The sequence below is a fragment of the Pigmentiphaga litoralis genome, from assembly GCF_014651835.1.
In the GTDB taxonomy this organism is placed as follows: Bacteria; Pseudomonadota; Gammaproteobacteria; order Burkholderiales; family Burkholderiaceae_B; genus Pigmentiphaga; species Pigmentiphaga litoralis.
The window spans coordinates 232,465-246,667 of the sequence record NZ_BMXQ01000003.1 but is presented as its reverse complement, the minus strand read 5'-3'; the positions used below and the strand labels follow the sequence as shown (position 1 = coordinate 246,667).

13 protein-coding genes are annotated in these 14,203 nt (G+C 64.8%); 10 read left to right on the top strand and 3 right to left on the bottom strand.

Annotation, left to right across the window (positions count from 1 at the left end; all coding sequences use genetic code 11):
* The first annotated feature begins 25 nt into the window (after nt 1-25).
* From kdsB to IE116_RS24170, 3 genes are all read left to right on the top strand, one after another.
* Complete coding sequence (gene kdsB / locus IE116_RS24180; RefSeq protein ID WP_189616271.1) at nt 26-808, top strand: 3-deoxy-manno-octulosonate cytidylyltransferase; 783 nt, start codon at nt 26-28, stop codon at nt 806-808.
* Between the two features lie 255 nt (nt 809-1,063).
* Nucleotides 1,064-1,717: an adenylate kinase gene (gene adk / locus IE116_RS24175; protein WP_189616269.1), complete on the top strand. Its 654-nt coding sequence runs from the start codon at nt 1,064-1,066 to the stop codon at nt 1,715-1,717.
* A 169-nt stretch (nt 1,718-1,886) separates the two neighbouring features.
* Nucleotides 1,887-3,959: a sodium-translocating pyrophosphatase gene (locus IE116_RS24170; RefSeq protein ID WP_189616267.1), complete on the top strand. Its 2,073-nt coding sequence runs from the start codon at nt 1,887-1,889 to the stop codon at nt 3,957-3,959.
* A 195-nt stretch (nt 3,960-4,154) separates the two neighbouring features.
* Here the strand turns inward: IE116_RS24170 and murJ are convergent, their stop codons facing one another.
* Complete coding sequence (gene murJ, locus IE116_RS24165) at nt 4,155-5,720, bottom strand: murein biosynthesis integral membrane protein MurJ (RefSeq protein WP_189616265.1); 1,566 nt, start codon at nt 5,718-5,720, stop codon at nt 4,155-4,157.
* Between the two features lie 213 nt (nt 5,721-5,933).
* On the opposite strand from murJ, the gene rpsT reads away from it, so the two are divergent.
* The gene (gene rpsT, locus IE116_RS24160; protein WP_189616263.1) at nt 5,934-6,197 is read left to right on the top strand and encodes a 30S ribosomal protein S20; all 264 of its coding nucleotides are present in this window, start codon (nt 5,934-5,936) and stop codon (nt 6,195-6,197) included.
* 301 nt (nt 6,198-6,498) lie between these two features.
* On the opposite strand, the gene IE116_RS24155 is transcribed toward rpsT, so the two are convergent.
* A complete protein-coding gene (locus tag IE116_RS24155) occupies nt 6,499-6,807 on the bottom strand; it encodes a DUF3579 domain-containing protein (protein WP_189616261.1) in 309 nt (102 codons plus the stop codon).
* A 266-nt stretch (nt 6,808-7,073) separates the two neighbouring features.
* Between IE116_RS24155 and argF the strand changes: the two genes are divergently transcribed.
* The 3 genes from argF to IE116_RS24140 all read left to right on the top strand — a co-directional run bounded on the left by argF (nt 7,074) and on the right by IE116_RS24140 (nt 10,600).
* Complete coding sequence (argF, locus tag IE116_RS24150) at nt 7,074-8,096, top strand: ornithine carbamoyltransferase (RefSeq protein ID WP_189616259.1); 1,023 nt, start codon at nt 7,074-7,076, stop codon at nt 8,094-8,096.
* 338 nt (nt 8,097-8,434) lie between these two features.
* A complete protein-coding gene (locus tag IE116_RS24145) occupies nt 8,435-9,661 on the top strand; it encodes an argininosuccinate synthase (protein WP_189616257.1) in 1,227 nt (408 codons plus the stop codon).
* A gap of 204 nt (nt 9,662-9,865) precedes the next feature.
* Complete coding sequence (locus IE116_RS24140; RefSeq protein ID WP_189616255.1) at nt 9,866-10,600, top strand: glutamine amidotransferase; 735 nt, start codon at nt 9,866-9,868, stop codon at nt 10,598-10,600.
* A 27-nt stretch (nt 10,601-10,627) separates the two neighbouring features.
* Here IE116_RS24140 and IE116_RS24135 read toward each other — a convergent pair whose 3' ends face one another.
* Complete coding sequence (locus IE116_RS24135; RefSeq protein ID WP_189616253.1) at nt 10,628-11,506, bottom strand: LysR substrate-binding domain-containing protein; 879 nt, start codon at nt 11,504-11,506, stop codon at nt 10,628-10,630.
* 129 nt (nt 11,507-11,635) lie between these two features.
* Between IE116_RS24135 and phnD the strand changes: the two genes are divergently transcribed.
* From phnD to phnE, 3 genes are read left to right on the top strand one after another with little or no spacing between them, the layout of a single operon-like run.
* Nucleotides 11,636-12,496: a phosphonate ABC transporter substrate-binding protein gene (gene phnD / locus IE116_RS24130; RefSeq protein WP_189616632.1), complete on the top strand. Its 861-nt coding sequence runs from the start codon at nt 11,636-11,638 to the stop codon at nt 12,494-12,496.
* Entirely contained in the window at nt 12,493-13,293 is an 801-nt protein-coding gene (gene phnC / locus IE116_RS24125; RefSeq protein WP_189616251.1) for a phosphonate ABC transporter ATP-binding protein, read from the top strand. The genes phnD and phnC overlap by 4 nt, the downstream gene beginning before the upstream one ends.
* Nucleotides 13,290-14,117 carry a phosphonate ABC transporter, permease protein PhnE gene (gene phnE / locus IE116_RS24120; protein WP_189616249.1) on the top strand — a complete coding sequence of 276 codons (828 nt, stop codon included), beginning with the start codon at nt 13,290-13,292 and terminating at the stop codon, nt 14,115-14,117. The genes phnC and phnE overlap by 4 nt, the downstream gene beginning before the upstream one ends.
* Nucleotides 14,118-14,203: the final 86 nt, after the last annotated feature.

Sequence of the window (14,203 nt, the reverse complement as noted above, 5' to 3'; positions counted from 1 at the left end):
TTCCCCTAAGGCTGATGCTTCCGCCATGAATTTTCTCGCTGTGATCCCGGCCCGCGCCCGTTCCACGCGGCTGCCCGGCAAGATGCTCGCCGACATCGGCGGCAAGCCCATGGTCGTCTGGGTGGCCGAAAAGGCGCGCGCCAGCGGCGCCGCCGACGTGGTCGTCGCAACCGACGACGCCGAGATTGCCAAGGCCGTCGAAGCACACGGCTTTCGCGCCCTCATGACGCGCGAGGACCATCCCACCGGCACCGACCGCCTGGCCGAAGTCTGTGTGCAGCTCGGGCTGGCAGACGACCACATCGTCGTCAACATCCAGGGCGACGAACCGCTGATTTCCCCCACGCTGGTCGCCGACGTGGCCCAGGCGCTTGCCCGCCACCCGTCGGCCGCCATCGCCACCGCCGCCCATCCGCTGCAATCAGCTGACGAGCTGTTCAATCCGAACATGGTCAAAGTGGTCTGCGACACGCATGGCCGCGCCCTGTATTTTTCGCGCGCGCCGATCCCGTGGGCCCGTGACGCACTCGCGAGCGGCGAGCAGGTGCTTGCGCCCGGCCTGCCCGCACTGCGCCACATTGGCCTCTATGCATACCGCGCCGGTTTCCTGCGCCGATTTCCCGCCCTGTCGCAAGGCGCGCTGGAACGCTGGGAATCGCTGGAACAGCTGCGCGCCATGGAACACGGGTTTTCGATCCAGGTGCACCTGACCGAGCACGCGCCCGCGCCCGGCGTCGACACCCAGGCCGACCTGGATCAGGTGCGCGTTCTGGTGGCGCAGCCCGGCGATCTACGGGTCTCTCCGTAGTCCAGGGATTTGACCGGCCCTTCAGCGTAAGGTAAGTTTTGGACAGGATTTTTGGGCACGAGAGCGTCCAGGGCTGGGGGGCGATCGACATGCATCGATCGCAGCTTTTGACCATCACTTCTCTGCACCATTCGCACAATGCTGTTTCACTGCGTGCATTCGAACTAAAATGACGAGCATTGCCCTTGTAACGAGGGCCTCGCCCGATCGCAGTGATCCGGTCAGCCATTATTCAAACACCACCAGGAAGCATCAATGCGTCTAATCTTGCTCGGAGCGCCCGGCGCCGGCAAAGGCACTCAGGCCGCGTTTCTCAAGGAACGATTCGGCATTCCCCAGATCTCTACCGGCGACATGCTGCGGGCCGCCGTCAAGGCAGGCACGCCTTTGGGAATCGAGGCCAAGAAAGTCATGGACGCGGGTGGCCTGGTGTCGGACGACATCATCATCGGCCTCGTCAAGGACCGTCTGCTCGAGGCCGACTGCGCCAAGGGCTACCTTTTCGACGGCTTTCCCCGCACGATTCCGCAGGCCGACGCCATGAAGCAGGCCGGCGTGGCGATCGACTACGTGGTTGAAGTCGACGTGCCCGAAAACGAAATCATCGAACGCATGAGCGGCCGCCGCGTGCACCTGTCCAGCGGCCGGACCTATCACACCCGGTTCAACCCGCCCAAGGTCGAGAACGTCGATGACGTGACCGGCGAGCCGCTCGTCCAGCGCGACGACGACAAGGAAGACACCGTGCGCAAGCGCCTGGCGGTCTATCGCGACCAGACCCGGCCCTTGATCGACTACTACTCGCAATGGGCCGACTCGGGCGAGCCCGGCGCACCGCAGTATCGCAAGATTGCTGGCGTGGGAAGCGTGGACGACATCAAGACGAAACTGTTCGAGGCGGTGAAATAAGCCGGCACCTCATGCAGTGACTTCCAGGGCAGCGCGAAAGCGCTGCCCTTCTTGATTCAGGCTGGCGCGCCGCGCCGGCCCGGCCCCACGCGGGCCCTCGACGGTTGTTGGTTTGATGTGCTCCGCGGTCTTCCGCGGATAGGCAGTGACAACAACAAGGAGGAGTCATATGGCCTGGGGTCTCGCGTTTCCGCTGCTTTGCGGCATTCTTGCCGTCCTGTACGGGGCTTATTCCATCCGCTGGATTCTCAGGCAAGACGCCGGCAATCCCCGAATGCAGGAAATCGCCGCTGCCATCCAGCAAGGCGCGCAGGCCTACCTCAACCGCCAATACACCACCATCGCCGTCGTCGGCGTGGTCCTGTTCCTGATCATCGGCCTGGTGCCGGGTCTGGGCTGGGCCTGCGCAGTCGGCTTCCTGGTCGGCGCCGTGTTGTCCGGGGCAGCGGGCTTCATCGGCATGAACATCTCGGTGCGCACCAACGTGCGGACGGCCCAGGCGGCCACCCGTGGACTGGATCCGGCCCTGGCCATCGCGTTCCGCGGCGGGGCGGTGACCGGCATGCTGGTGGTGGGGCTGGGCATCATCGGCATTGCGGCCAGCTTGTGGTGGCTGCTGACGCGGCCCGTCTCGCCCGAGATCACCAGCCTGCATGACGCCTTGCGGCCGCTGATCGGCCTGGCCTTTGGCGCGTCGCTGATTTCCATCTTTGCGCGGCTGGGTGGCGGCATCTTCACCAAAGGCGCCGACGTGGGCGCCGACCTGGTGGGCAAGGTCGAAGCCGGCATTCCGGAAGACGACCCCCGCAATCCTGCCGTCATCGCCGACAACGTGGGGGACAACGTCGGCGATTGTGCCGGCATGGCCGCCGATCTGTTCGAAACGTATGCCGTCACGCTGATCGCCACCATGCTGCTGGGGTCGCTGGTGATTGTCGAAGCGCCCCTGGAAGCCGTGCTGTATCCCCTGGCGCTGGGTGGCTTTTCGATCATTGCATCGATTGTCGGCTGCGCCGCGGTCAAGATGCGGCCGGGCAAACGCATCATGGCGGCGCTGTACCGCGGGCTGATCGTGGCCGGCGTACTGGCGCTGGTGGCCTTCTATCCGATCACCGCGCTGGTGTTCCAAGGCAGCGCGCTGGGCGACACTGAAAGCCTGCTGCGGCTGTTCGGCAGCACGGTGGTCGGCCTGGTGCTGACCGGCTTGCTGGTGTGGGTGACCGAGTACTACACCGGCACCGAATACGGCCCCGTGCGCGCGGTGGCGCAGGCATCCACCACCGGCCACGGCACCAACGTGATTGCCGGACTGGCCGTGTCCATGAAGTCGACCGCCGCCCCGGTGATCCTGGTGTGCCTGGCGATCATCGCCTCCTATGCCCTGGCCGGCCTGTACGGCATTGCGATCGCGGCCACGTCCATGCTGTCGATGGCCGGCATCATCGTCGCGCTGGATGCCTACGGCCCCATTACCGACAACGCGGGCGGCATTGCCGAAATGGCCCAGTTGCCCGAGTCGGTGCGCGCCGTGACCGATCCCCTGGATGCCGTCGGCAATACCACCAAGGCCGTCACCAAGGGCTATGCGATCGGATCGGCCGGACTGGCGGCGCTGGTGCTGTTTGCCGACTTCACGCACGGCCTGGAAGCCGCAGGCAAGGCCGTGGAGTTTTCACTGGCCGAACCGGCGGTGATCGTTGGCCTGTTGATCGGCGGCCTGCTGCCCTTCCTTTTCGCGGCCATGGCGATGGAAGCCGTCGGCCGGTCGGCCGGCGCGGTGGTGGTGGAAGTGCGCCGCCAGTTCCGTGAGATTCCGGGGATCATGGAAGGCACCGCCAAGCCCGAATACGGCAAGGCAGTCGACATGCTGACCAAGGCGGCCATCAAGGAAATGATGATCCCGTCTGCCCTGCCCATCTTCGCACCCATTCTGCTGGCGATCGTGATCCGGGTGCTGATGGGACCGGAAGCCGCGCGGATGGCGGTGGGCGGCATGCTGATGGGCGCCATCGTGACCGGCTTCTTCCTGGCCGTATCGATGTGCACCGGCGGCGGCGCGTGGGACAACGCCAAGAAATATATCGAAGAAGGCCACCACGGCGGCAAGGGGTCCGAGGCGCACAAGGCCGCGGTGACCGGCGATACCGTGGGCGATCCCTACAAGGACACGGCAGGTCCGGCGATCAACCCGTTGATCAAGATCATCAATATCGTCGCGTTGCTGATGGTGGGCATGCTGTAGGCGGGGAGTGTTGCCCCCCCCTGGGCGCTTCGCGCCTCCCCCAGGGGCGACACTGGCGGACCGGCGGAGGTTCTATGGTTTGAGTCAAGCCGGTTCCGCTGTGTCCCTTGTCTGATCGGCTCGTCGCTTTGCGACTTGCGCTTGGTGGCCACGGTTTCGGTTGGACTGCGGGGCAGTTTGGCTTTTGCGTACCGTTCAGGCCAACGGCGTTCCACCTTTCTTGAATTGGTTGGGGCGGAAGCCCAGGGTGAACAGCACGGCGAAATACACCACGCCCGCGCCTGAGACCATGGCCAGCAGGAGGCCTACGCGCAGCCATGCGTGTTGCTGCAGGGCGAGCCAGTCGATGAAGGTGTTGGCGCCGGCCAGGGCGGCGCCCATGACGGCGAGGGCGACGAGCAGTTTGATGAAGAAGGGGCCCCACCCTTTCGACGGCACGTAGACGCCGCGGCGGCGCAGGCCGGTCAGCAGGGCCAGCGCGTTGATGCAGGCGCCCAGCCCGATCGACAGCGCCAGGCCGGCATGGTGCAGGTAGGGCACGAAGATCAGGTTCAGGCACTGCGTCGCGACCAGCACGGCCAGCGCGATCTTGACCGGCGTGCGGATGTCTTGCCGCGCGTAGAAGCCCGGCGCCAGGATCTTGACCGCCAGCAGGCCCAGCAGGCCCACGGCGTACGCGATCACCGCCATGCGCGTCTGGGCCACGTCGGACGCGTTGAACGCGCCGTAGTGGAACAGCGTGCTCACCAGCCCTTCCGACATCAGCGCCAGTCCCAGCCCCGCCGGCAGACCCAGCAGCAACGTCAGCCGCAGGCCCCAATCCAGCAGCGCGCTGTAGTCTTCCTTGCGGCCGGCGGCGTGCGCCTGCGACAGGCTGGGCAGCAGCACCGTGCTCAGCGCCGCGCCCAGCAGGGCGGTCGGAAATTCCATGAGGCGGTCGGCGAACGACAGCCAGGTCACGCTGCCGGGCGCGAGCCACGTGGCGATATTGGTGTTGATCAACAAGGACAGCTGCGCGACCGACACGCCCACCGTTGCGGGCAGCATCTGCCGCATGATGCGCTTGACGGTTGGATCGGCCCACGCGGTTTTCAGGCGGAACGAGATCCGTGGCTTCAGGCCCAGCCGGGCCAGGGCCGTAAACTGCACCGCCAGCTGGAGCACGCCACCGATCACCACGCCAATGGCCAGCGCGTAGATCGGCGTGTCCAGCCGGGGAGCCAGGAAAATGCTGGCCGCGATCATCGACAGGTTCAGCAGCACCGGGGTGATCGCCGGCACGGCAAAGTGGCGCCAGGTGTTCAGCACGCCCGACGCAAACGCCACCAGCGACATGCAGGTGATGTACGGAAACATTACCCGTGTCATCCACACCGCCGCGTCGAAATCCGACGCGCGGTCGGCGCCTCGCAGGCCGCTGCCCATGGCGCTGACCACCAGGGGCGCGGCAATGATGCCGACCAGCGTCACGCCGATCAGCACGAAGGTCAGCAGGGACGCAACCCGGTCGAGCAGCACCCGCGCCTCTTCCGTGGTCCGGGTGGACTTGGTTTCGCCAAGAATGGGAACGAAGGCCTGCGCAAATGCGCCTTCGGCAAACAGCCGACGCAACAGGTTGGGAATCCGGAAGGCCACCCAGAACGCGTCGGTAATGCTTCCGGCGCCAAAGGCCCGGGCAATCAACACATCGCGGATCAAGCCGGTCACGCGGGACAACAGGGTATAACTACTGACGGTCGCTGCCGCGCGTAGCAGATTCATAAAAGCCTTTCGATCCGCGAGCAGGCGCGGCAGTTGTGGTGGAGATGCGTCGGCTTGATTTTACGGGCATTTGCCGCTATAGTCTTTGGCTTCGCGAAGCTCCTGTCCGGTGCCTTGCTGGCGCGTGCCGTGCTCTGCCGTACTTCAGGGTACTTGGCCCGCCAGACCGTTTGCTGCAAGACATGTCTTCGCCTTACTCGATACGGAATTCTCATGGCAAATACCGCCCAAGCACGCAAGCGCGCACGTCAAGCTGTCGTTCGCAACAAGCACAACTCCAGCCTGCGCTCGATGCTGCGCACCTCGATCAAACGCGTTCGCCAGGCCATCGAAGCCGGTGACAAGGCTGCGGCCACCGAGGTCTATCAAAAGACCACCAGCGTGATCGACCGCATTGCGGACAAGCAAATCATTCACAAGAACAAGGCATCGCGCCACAAGAGCCGCCTGGCCTCCGCCGTCAAGGCAATGGCCTGAGGTTCTGGCCTGCCGGCACGACTCAGTCAGCCGGCAACGCTTGAAGTTGCGGTGAAGTACTTGCGGTAAAGCTCCTGCAGTGATGCTTTTGCAGTGAGCTTTTGCAGTGAGCTTGTATCCACGCCCGGCGGGCAACCAGCAGTCATGCGGTTGCCCGCTGGGCGTTTGTGCGCGCAGGCCGCACCGGTGCCGGACGCAGAAACGCAGAATGCAGCAACGCAGGACGAAGAAAGCATGACGAAAAAAAGCTACGCCGCGGCGTAGCTTTTTTCTTTTCGGCCGCACAGACCGCCCCGCCCGTTCACTTTACCGGCGGCTTGTCCACATACGCTTCCACTGTCGTCAGGTCGTTGTCGCGGGCAAAGTCGATCACGAACTGCCAGGCGAGCGGCTCCAGATCCCGCAGGCGGGGATCGACCACCACGCACTTGACCCCGTCGATGTGCCTGGGCACGACGTACGGAGAATAGGTCAGGTGGTTGGCGACGCTGCCAGGCGGCCGGAATGCCGACATGACCCCCGCCAGACGCTCGGCCCAGTCGCTTGGACGGAACGTGCTGCCGCTGGAAGTCTTGCCTTGGATAATGAAACGCCTAACGCTGTCAGCCATTGATCAACAGGGGAAATGAGGGGACGACCTCGAACGAGGCAGTCAGGGATTGTACCGTATTGCCAGCCCGAAACCCGCCTGCGGCTTTGCCGAAGGCCCCGTGCCCGGCCACGCCAGGACCAAAACACCCACGCCCGTCATGGGATTGCCCTGCGCCGTCGGGTATCATGTCGGCTTCCCGTGAAAACGAAGCCGATGAGTCGATAGCCCGCGCGGTACACCTGTGCCCCTGCCCGCTGATTCGGCAGTTCCGTCGGAGGCGCCGCATGACCGTACCTACCCAGCAGTCCCCTTCCGCAACACCCGGCACCGCACCATCCGGCACCGCAGTCCCGGCCAACATCGGCCTGACAGCCAAGGGCAAGAACACCGCGCCCATCCGTCACTTTCTTGAATTCACCGACTTCGACCGCAGCGACCTCGACTACCTGTTCGACCGCGCCGCGCTCATCAAGCGCAAGTTCAAGAACTACGAACCGCACCTGACCCTGCACGACCGTACCCTGGCCATGGTCTTCGAGAAGGCCAGCACCCGCACCCGGGTGTCGTTTGAAGCCGGCATGTATCAGCTGGGCGGCTCGGTCATCCACCTGACGACGGGCGACTCGCAGCTCGGCCGTTCCGAACCGGTCGAAGACTCGGCGCAGGTCATCTCGCGCATGGTCGACATCGTCATGATCCGCACCTACGAGCAGACCAAGATCGAACGTTTCGCGCAATTTTCGCGCGTGCCAGTCATCAACGGGCTGACCAACGAATTCCATCCGTGCCAGATCCTGGCCGACATCTTCACCTACATCGAGCATTCCGGCCCGATCCAGGGCAAGACGGTCGCGTGGATCGGCGATTCGAACAATATGTGCAACACGTGGCTGCAGGCCGCCGAACTGCTCGACTTCAACCTGAACGTGTCCACGCCGCCCGGATACGAAGTCGAACCCGAACGCGCCGGCCTGATCACCACCGAACGGCTCAAGCAGTTCACCGATCCCATGGACGCCTGCAAGGGCGCGCACCTGGTCACGACCGACGTCTGGACCAGCATGGGGTTTGAAGCCGAAAACGAAGAGCGGCGCGAGGCCTTTGCCGACTGGTGCGTCGATACCGACATGATGAACGTGGCCGATCCCGACGCCATCTTCATGCACTGCCTGCCGGCGCACCGGGGTGAAGAAGTCACCGCCGACGTCATCGACGGCCCGCAAAGCGTGGTCTGGGACGAGGCCGAAAACCGCCTCCATGTCCAGAAGGCCCTGATGGAATTCCTGCTGCTGGGCAGACTGGACTGATCGGGGACCGGGCCGGCAGGAAACCCCACGCACGCAGCAGCCGGGGCGCGGCCGACGCACCAGCCGTCTCAACAGCCCGCCCTTCCTGATGGCCTTGCCCACCCCCGGGCAAGCCCGAATTGTTGTTCATTGCACAATTAAGACTGTGATCCGGCCCCGCACCCGCATCGCTTGAGTACAATCAACGATCGCCCTGTTTACGCCGGGGGGCGATTGTTTGATCCCGGGCGTATGTCAGGCTGTCAGCAGCCGCATGCACCTCGGTGACCTCGACCGGCCGCTTAGCCGCACCGCGCCCCTCCCCTGCGCGGCGCTCACGTCCATGTCTGGGAATATCAATGAGCGAAGTAAATAAGGTCGTCCTCGCCTACTCTGGCGGCCTCGACACCTCTGTCATCCTCAAGTGGCTGCAGGATACCTACAACTGCGAAATCGTCACCTTCACCGCCGACATCGGCCAGGGTGAAGAAGTCGAGCCTGCACGCGCCAAAGCCATCAAATTCGGCATCAAGCCCGAGAACATCTTCATCGACGACCTGCGTGAAGAGTTCGTGCGCGACTTCGTGTATCCCATGTTCCGCGCCAACACCGTCTACGAAGGTGAGTACCTGCTGGGTACCTCGATCGCTCGGCCGCTGATCGCCAAGCGCCAGATCGAAATCGCCCGCCAGGTCGGCGCCGACACCGTGTCGCATGGCGCGACCGGCAAGGGCAATGACCAGGTGCGTTTCGAACTGGGCTATTACGCGCTGGAACCGGGCATCAAGGTGATCGCCCCCTGGCGCGAATGGGACCTGCTGTCGCGCGAAAAGCTGCTGGCCTACGCCGAAGCGGCCGGTATCGCCATCGACATGAAGCACAAGCAAGGCGGCGCGCCCTACTCCATGGACGCGAACCTGCTGCACATCAGCTACGAAGGTCGCCACCTCGAAGACCCCAAGGCCGAAGCCGAAGCCGCCATGTGGCGCTGGACGGTGTCGCCTGAAGAAGCGCCCGATGCGGCCGAGTACCTGGACATCGAATACGAAGGCGGCGACATCGTCGGCCTGAACGGCAAGCGCATGACGCCTGCCGAAGTGCTGACCGCGCTGAACGAGATCGGCGGCAAGCACGGCATCGGCCGTCTGGACCTGGTCGAAAACCGCTACGTCGGCATGAAGTCGCGCGGCTGCTACGAAACCCCGGGGGGCACCATCATGCTCCGCGCCCATCGTGCCATCGAATCGATCACGCTGGACCGCGAAGTCGCCCACCTGAAGGACGACCTGATGCCTCGCTACGCCAGCCTGATCTATAACGGCTACTGGTGGAGCCCCGAGCGCAAGGCCTTGCAGATCCTGATCGACCATACGCAGGCGGCCGTGAACGGCTGGGTGCGGGTCAAGCTGTACAAGGGCAACGTGTATACCGTCGCGCGCGACTCGAAGAACACGCTGTTCGATCAGACCATCGCGACGTTCGACGATGACGGCGGCGCCTACAACCAGGCCGACGCCGGCGGCTTCATCAAGTTGAACGCGCTGCGCATGCGCATCGCCGAAAACGCCCGCCGCCAGCGGGGCTGATCGTCCGTTCTACCGCGTCACCGCCCCGCTCAGGGCAACGTCAATCGGCGGCCCTTCGGGGCCGCCGATTGTGTATGGGGCGTTGGATTGTGCAGACACCTTGTGCCGTCCCGCTTTTGCATTCCCGAATATTCAGGTTTGATGGTGCATGGACACCGAATTGTCCGTGCCAGCCGATTTTCCATGTGCCAACAGGTGGTCGAGATGTCCCAGGCAGTGCGCCTTCCCATCGTCATCATCCAGACCGGGCTTCCGCCCGACGCCATCCACACGCGTCACGGCAATTTCAGCCAGATGATCCGCAACGCGGCGGGCTTGTCGGACGCTGAGATCCGCGTCGTTGCCGTCCACGAGGGCGAGACGCTGGAAGCGCCCGAGCGGTACTGTGCAGCACTGATCACCGGGTCGCCCGCCATGGTGACCGATGGCGCCGACTGGAGCGAACGCACCGCGGCCTGGATCCGCGGCGCCGTTGCCGTCAGCCTGCCCATTCTGGGCATCTGCTACGGCCACCAGCTGATCGCGCACGCACTGGGCGGCAAGGTCGGCTACCACCCGCAAGGCCGCGAAGTCGGCACCCAGGCCGTCGAACTGCTGGAAGGCGCCCAGGGCGACCCGCTGATCGGCGATCTGCCCAGCCGCTTCTACGCCCACCTCATCCACCAGCAAAGCGTGCTGCAACTGCCCCCGGGCGCGCAGGTGCTGGCCAGGTCGTCGCACGATCCGCATCAGATCGTGCGCTACAACGAACACATGCTGTCGACGCAATATCACCCCGAGTTCTGCACGGGCGTGATGACCACCTACCTGAACCACTACGAACCCAAGCTGGGCGCAGAAGGCTTCGACGTCCCGACCTTGCGGGCGGAACTGCAACCCACGCCGCACGCGCAGCAGATGCTGCAAGGGTTCGTTCAGCGGTACGCGATGGCGGCGTAAGCACGCGGGCCGCCGGGTGCCTCCCGCCTACATCGCACCCTTGCGGTGCAGCGGGCCTACCACTTCGAAGAACGAGCGCAGGATGCGGGTCTGCCTGCGCTCTTCCAGGCAATACAGATAGGTTTCGGTCACCGCCGGGTCACCATCGATCCGCAGCGGCACCAGCCGCTCGTCGGGAATGAACTCCGCTTCGGACACGGCGCCGATACCAATGCCGCGCGCCGCCGCTTCGCGCAGCGCTTCCCGGCTGCCGATTTCCATGACGATTCGAGGCACCACCCCGGCCGCCGCCATGGCGTCGCCCAGCGCGCGGCGCGTGCTCGATCCTTCTTCCCGCTGCAATAGCGGCTGACCATGCAGGGCGTCCAGCGGCACCGATCGCCGGCCGCTCCAGGCGTGGTCACGGTGCACGAACAGGATCAGCGCATGACGGGCATAGGGCGTCGCGCTGTAGCCTTCGGCGTCATGGAAACGCGCCAGCACGCCGATATCCACCGCGTAGGTCTGCAGGTCGTTGAACACGGCAGAGGAATTGCCCATGCGGATCGACACGTCCACCCGCGGGTAGCGCTGCCGGTAGGCCGCCACCATCTCGATCACATGAAACGGGCCCACCGCGCCCAGCTTCAGGTCGCCCCCATTCAATTCGCCGCTGTCATGCAGCAGGTTGTAGGCGTCGGCTTCCAGGCTGGCCAGTTGGCGGGCGATCGGCAACAGCCGCTGTCCGACGCTGGTCATGTGGACCTGGTGGCCCCGGCGATGAAAAAGCTGGACGTCATGCAGGCGTTCCAGCGCCTGGACTTGGGTTGTCAGGGTCGGCTGGCTCAGCCCGACGGCGCGGGCGGCCGCACTGAAGCTGCCATGCTGGGCAACGGCAAGGAAGGCGCGGATGCGGGCGGTGGTCATCCATAGATCCTATCAATGGATCGATGACAAATTTGTGATTGTCTTGATATCGCCGTGTCACACGCGGTCCGTAGCCTTGTCGACACGCCAACAGACACCGACGAGACCACGATGACCCGCCTGCTTCCCATGACCCGCCGCCTTGCCGCTGCCCTGCTGCTGATCGGGGTGGCCACCGCGCCGGCGCCCGCGCTTGCCGCCGACGCGCTGTCCATCGGACTGATTCCCGCCGAAGACTCGCAGGCGATGATCGAGAGCAGCCGCCAGGTGCTCGACCAGTTGCGCGACCAGATGGGCATGCCGGTCAAGCCTTTCGTGGCCACGGACTACAACGGCGTGATCGAAGCGCTGCGCTCCAAAAAACTCGACGTCGCCTACCTTGGCCCCTTTTCGTACGTGCTGGCCAGTTCGATGGCCAACGTCGAGGCGTTTGCCGTCGCCGTCACCAAGAAGACGGGGCAAAGCGCCTACAAAAGCGTCATCATCGCGCGCAAGGACAGCGGCATTTCCAAGCCCGCAGACCTGAAGGGCCGCAACTTTGCGTTCGTCGATCCCACGTCCGCGTCGGGCCACCTGTTTCCCAAGGCAGGCCTGATGCGCACGGGCATCGACCCCGACAAATTCTTTGGCCGCGTGATTTTTTCGGGCTCGCACGACGCCAGCATCCTGGCCGTCGCCAACAAGAAAGTGGATGCGGCTGCCGTCGCGGACCGCATTCTGGCCAGCGCGATCGCAAAGGGCCAGGTCAAGAGCGACGATATCCAGGTCGTGTGGTCGTCGGACCCCATTCCTGAATCGCCGATGGTGTGGCGCAAGGATCTGGACCCGGCGCTCAAGGCCAAGCTGCAGCAGGCGCTGGCCAACGTCAAGGATCTTCCGTGGGGTGACCAGGGCGTGCTGAACGGCTTCCAGCCCACGAGCGACGCCGCCTATGACGTGGTGCGCGACACGGCCAAGGTGCTCAAGCTGGACCTCAGGAGCATGAAGTGATCCGCATCCGCGCACTGACCAAACACTATGGCGACAACGCCGTGCTGCGCGGCGTTGATCTGGATGCCGCGGCGGGCGAATTCCTGGTGGTGCTGGGCGAATCGGGCGCCGGCAAATCCACCCTGCTGCGATGCATGAACCGGCTGACCGTGGCCGATTCAGGCGAACTGCGCATGGGCGACCTGGATGCCGTGTGCTGTCCGGATCCGGCTGCCTTGCGCCGCCAGGTCGCCATGATTTTCCAGCACCACCACGTGGTGCCGCGGCTGACGGCGCTCAAGAACGTGCTGACCGGCCGGCTGGGTTCCGTGTCCACGCTGGCCTCGATCCTGCACCTGTTCCGGCGCAGCGACATTGCCCTGGCCCAGGAATGCCTGGCCCGGGTGGGGCTGGAGCAGAAGGCGCATGCGCGCACCGATTCGCTGTCTGGCGGGCAGATGCAACGCGTCGGCATTGCCCGCGCCCTGGCGCAGCGCCCGCAAGTGATCCTGGCGGACGAACCGGTCGCCAGCCTGGACCCGCATTCGGCGCGCCGGGTGCTGCAGTATCTGCGTGATGCGTCGCGCGACCTCGGCATTACGGTGGTCTGCAATCTTCACCAGGTGGACTACGCGCGTGAATTCGCCGACCGGATTGTGGGTCTGGCGCATGGCCGCGTGGTCTTCAACGGCGATTCGGCCTCGCTGGGCGACGCCGACATTGCACGGATCTATCAATCCGCGCCGCAGACCGCCGCGCAACCCGCACGCGGGGCGCACGCCGTGCCATTCACTCCCGCGCTGGCGGAGGGATCATGAGAAGCGACACCACGTCCTATACCTGGACCGGGCCCAGCCCGCGTTCGACACAATCCTGGCTGACCCTGGGCATCGCCGTCGCCGCCGCCGTATGGGCGTTGCAGTGGAGCGCCGGCGGAGCGCAGCTGAGCTGGGGTGAACTGGCATCCGGCCTGCCGCAGATCCTGGATTTTGCCGGACGCACCATGCCGCCTGACTGGAGCATTCTGGGCCGGTTATGGGCGCCTGCCATCGAGACGATACAGATCGCCATCTGGGGCACCTTGCTGGCGGTGGTGCCGGCGGTCCCGCTGTCTTTCCTGGCGGCGCGCAATCTGCAGAGCAACCGCTGGGCTTACCGCATCACACGTCAGGGCATGAATATCGTGCGCAGCATCAACGAACTGATTCTGGCCCTGGTGTTCGTATCGGCGGTGGGGCTGGGCCCTTTCCCGGGAGTTCTGGCCCTGGCGCTGCACGGCGCCGGCATGCTCGGCAAGTTCTTTGCCGAGGCGATCGAAGAGATCGACCAGGGACCGGTCGAAGCGCTGCGCGCCACGGGCGCCCGGCCGCTGCAGGTCATCGTGTTTGCCGTGCTGCCGCAGGTGATCACCGCCTGGATCGCCGTCGTGCTGTATCGCTTCGAAGTCAATCTGCGATCCGCCACGGTGCTCGGCATGGTCGGCGCCGGCGGCCTGGGCTTCGAACTGGTCAGCAGCCTGAAACTGTTTCGATATCAGGAAACCGCGACCTGCATCATCGTGATCACCGTCATGGTCATTGCGGCGGATGCGGTCTCGAACCGGCTGCGGCACCGTATCCAGCACAACGGCCGGCACGGCTGACGGTATTGGCTGAACAGATCGGCTGATCAGGTCTGTGCATCAGGTCGGCCGATTGTGTCGTCGGGTCAGGTCGGCCGGTCCGGTCA

Excerpts from the sequence above, each read along its gene's own strand:
- kdsB (WP_189616271.1), top strand. The coding sequence starts at position 26 with ATGAATTTTCTCGCTGTGATCCCGGCCCGCGCCCGTTCCACGCGGCTG.
- adk (WP_189616269.1), top strand. The coding sequence starts at position 1,064 with ATGCGTCTAATCTTGCTCGGAGCGCCCGGCGCCGGCAAAGGCACTCAG.
- IE116_RS24170 (WP_189616267.1), top strand. The coding sequence starts at position 1,887 with ATGGCCTGGGGTCTCGCGTTTCCGCTGCTTTGCGGCATTCTTGCCGTC.
- murJ (WP_189616265.1), bottom strand. The coding sequence starts at position 5,720 with ATGAATCTGCTACGCGCGGCAGCGACCGTCAGTAGTTATACCCTGTTG.
- rpsT (WP_189616263.1), top strand. The coding sequence starts at position 5,934 with ATGGCAAATACCGCCCAAGCACGCAAGCGCGCACGTCAAGCTGTCGTT.
- IE116_RS24155 (WP_189616261.1), bottom strand. The coding sequence starts at position 6,807 with ATGGCTGACAGCGTTAGGCGTTTCATTATCCAAGGCAAGACTTCCAGC.
- argF (WP_189616259.1), top strand. The coding sequence starts at position 7,074 with ATGACCGTACCTACCCAGCAGTCCCCTTCCGCAACACCCGGCACCGCA.
- IE116_RS24145 (WP_189616257.1), top strand. The coding sequence starts at position 8,435 with ATGAGCGAAGTAAATAAGGTCGTCCTCGCCTACTCTGGCGGCCTCGAC.
- IE116_RS24140 (WP_189616255.1), top strand. The coding sequence starts at position 9,866 with ATGTCCCAGGCAGTGCGCCTTCCCATCGTCATCATCCAGACCGGGCTT.
- IE116_RS24135 (WP_189616253.1), bottom strand. The coding sequence starts at position 11,506 with ATGACCACCGCCCGCATCCGCGCCTTCCTTGCCGTTGCCCAGCATGGC.
- phnD (WP_189616632.1), top strand. The coding sequence starts at position 11,636 with ATGACCCGCCGCCTTGCCGCTGCCCTGCTGCTGATCGGGGTGGCCACC.
- phnE (WP_189616249.1), top strand. The coding sequence starts at position 13,290 with ATGAGAAGCGACACCACGTCCTATACCTGGACCGGGCCCAGCCCGCGT.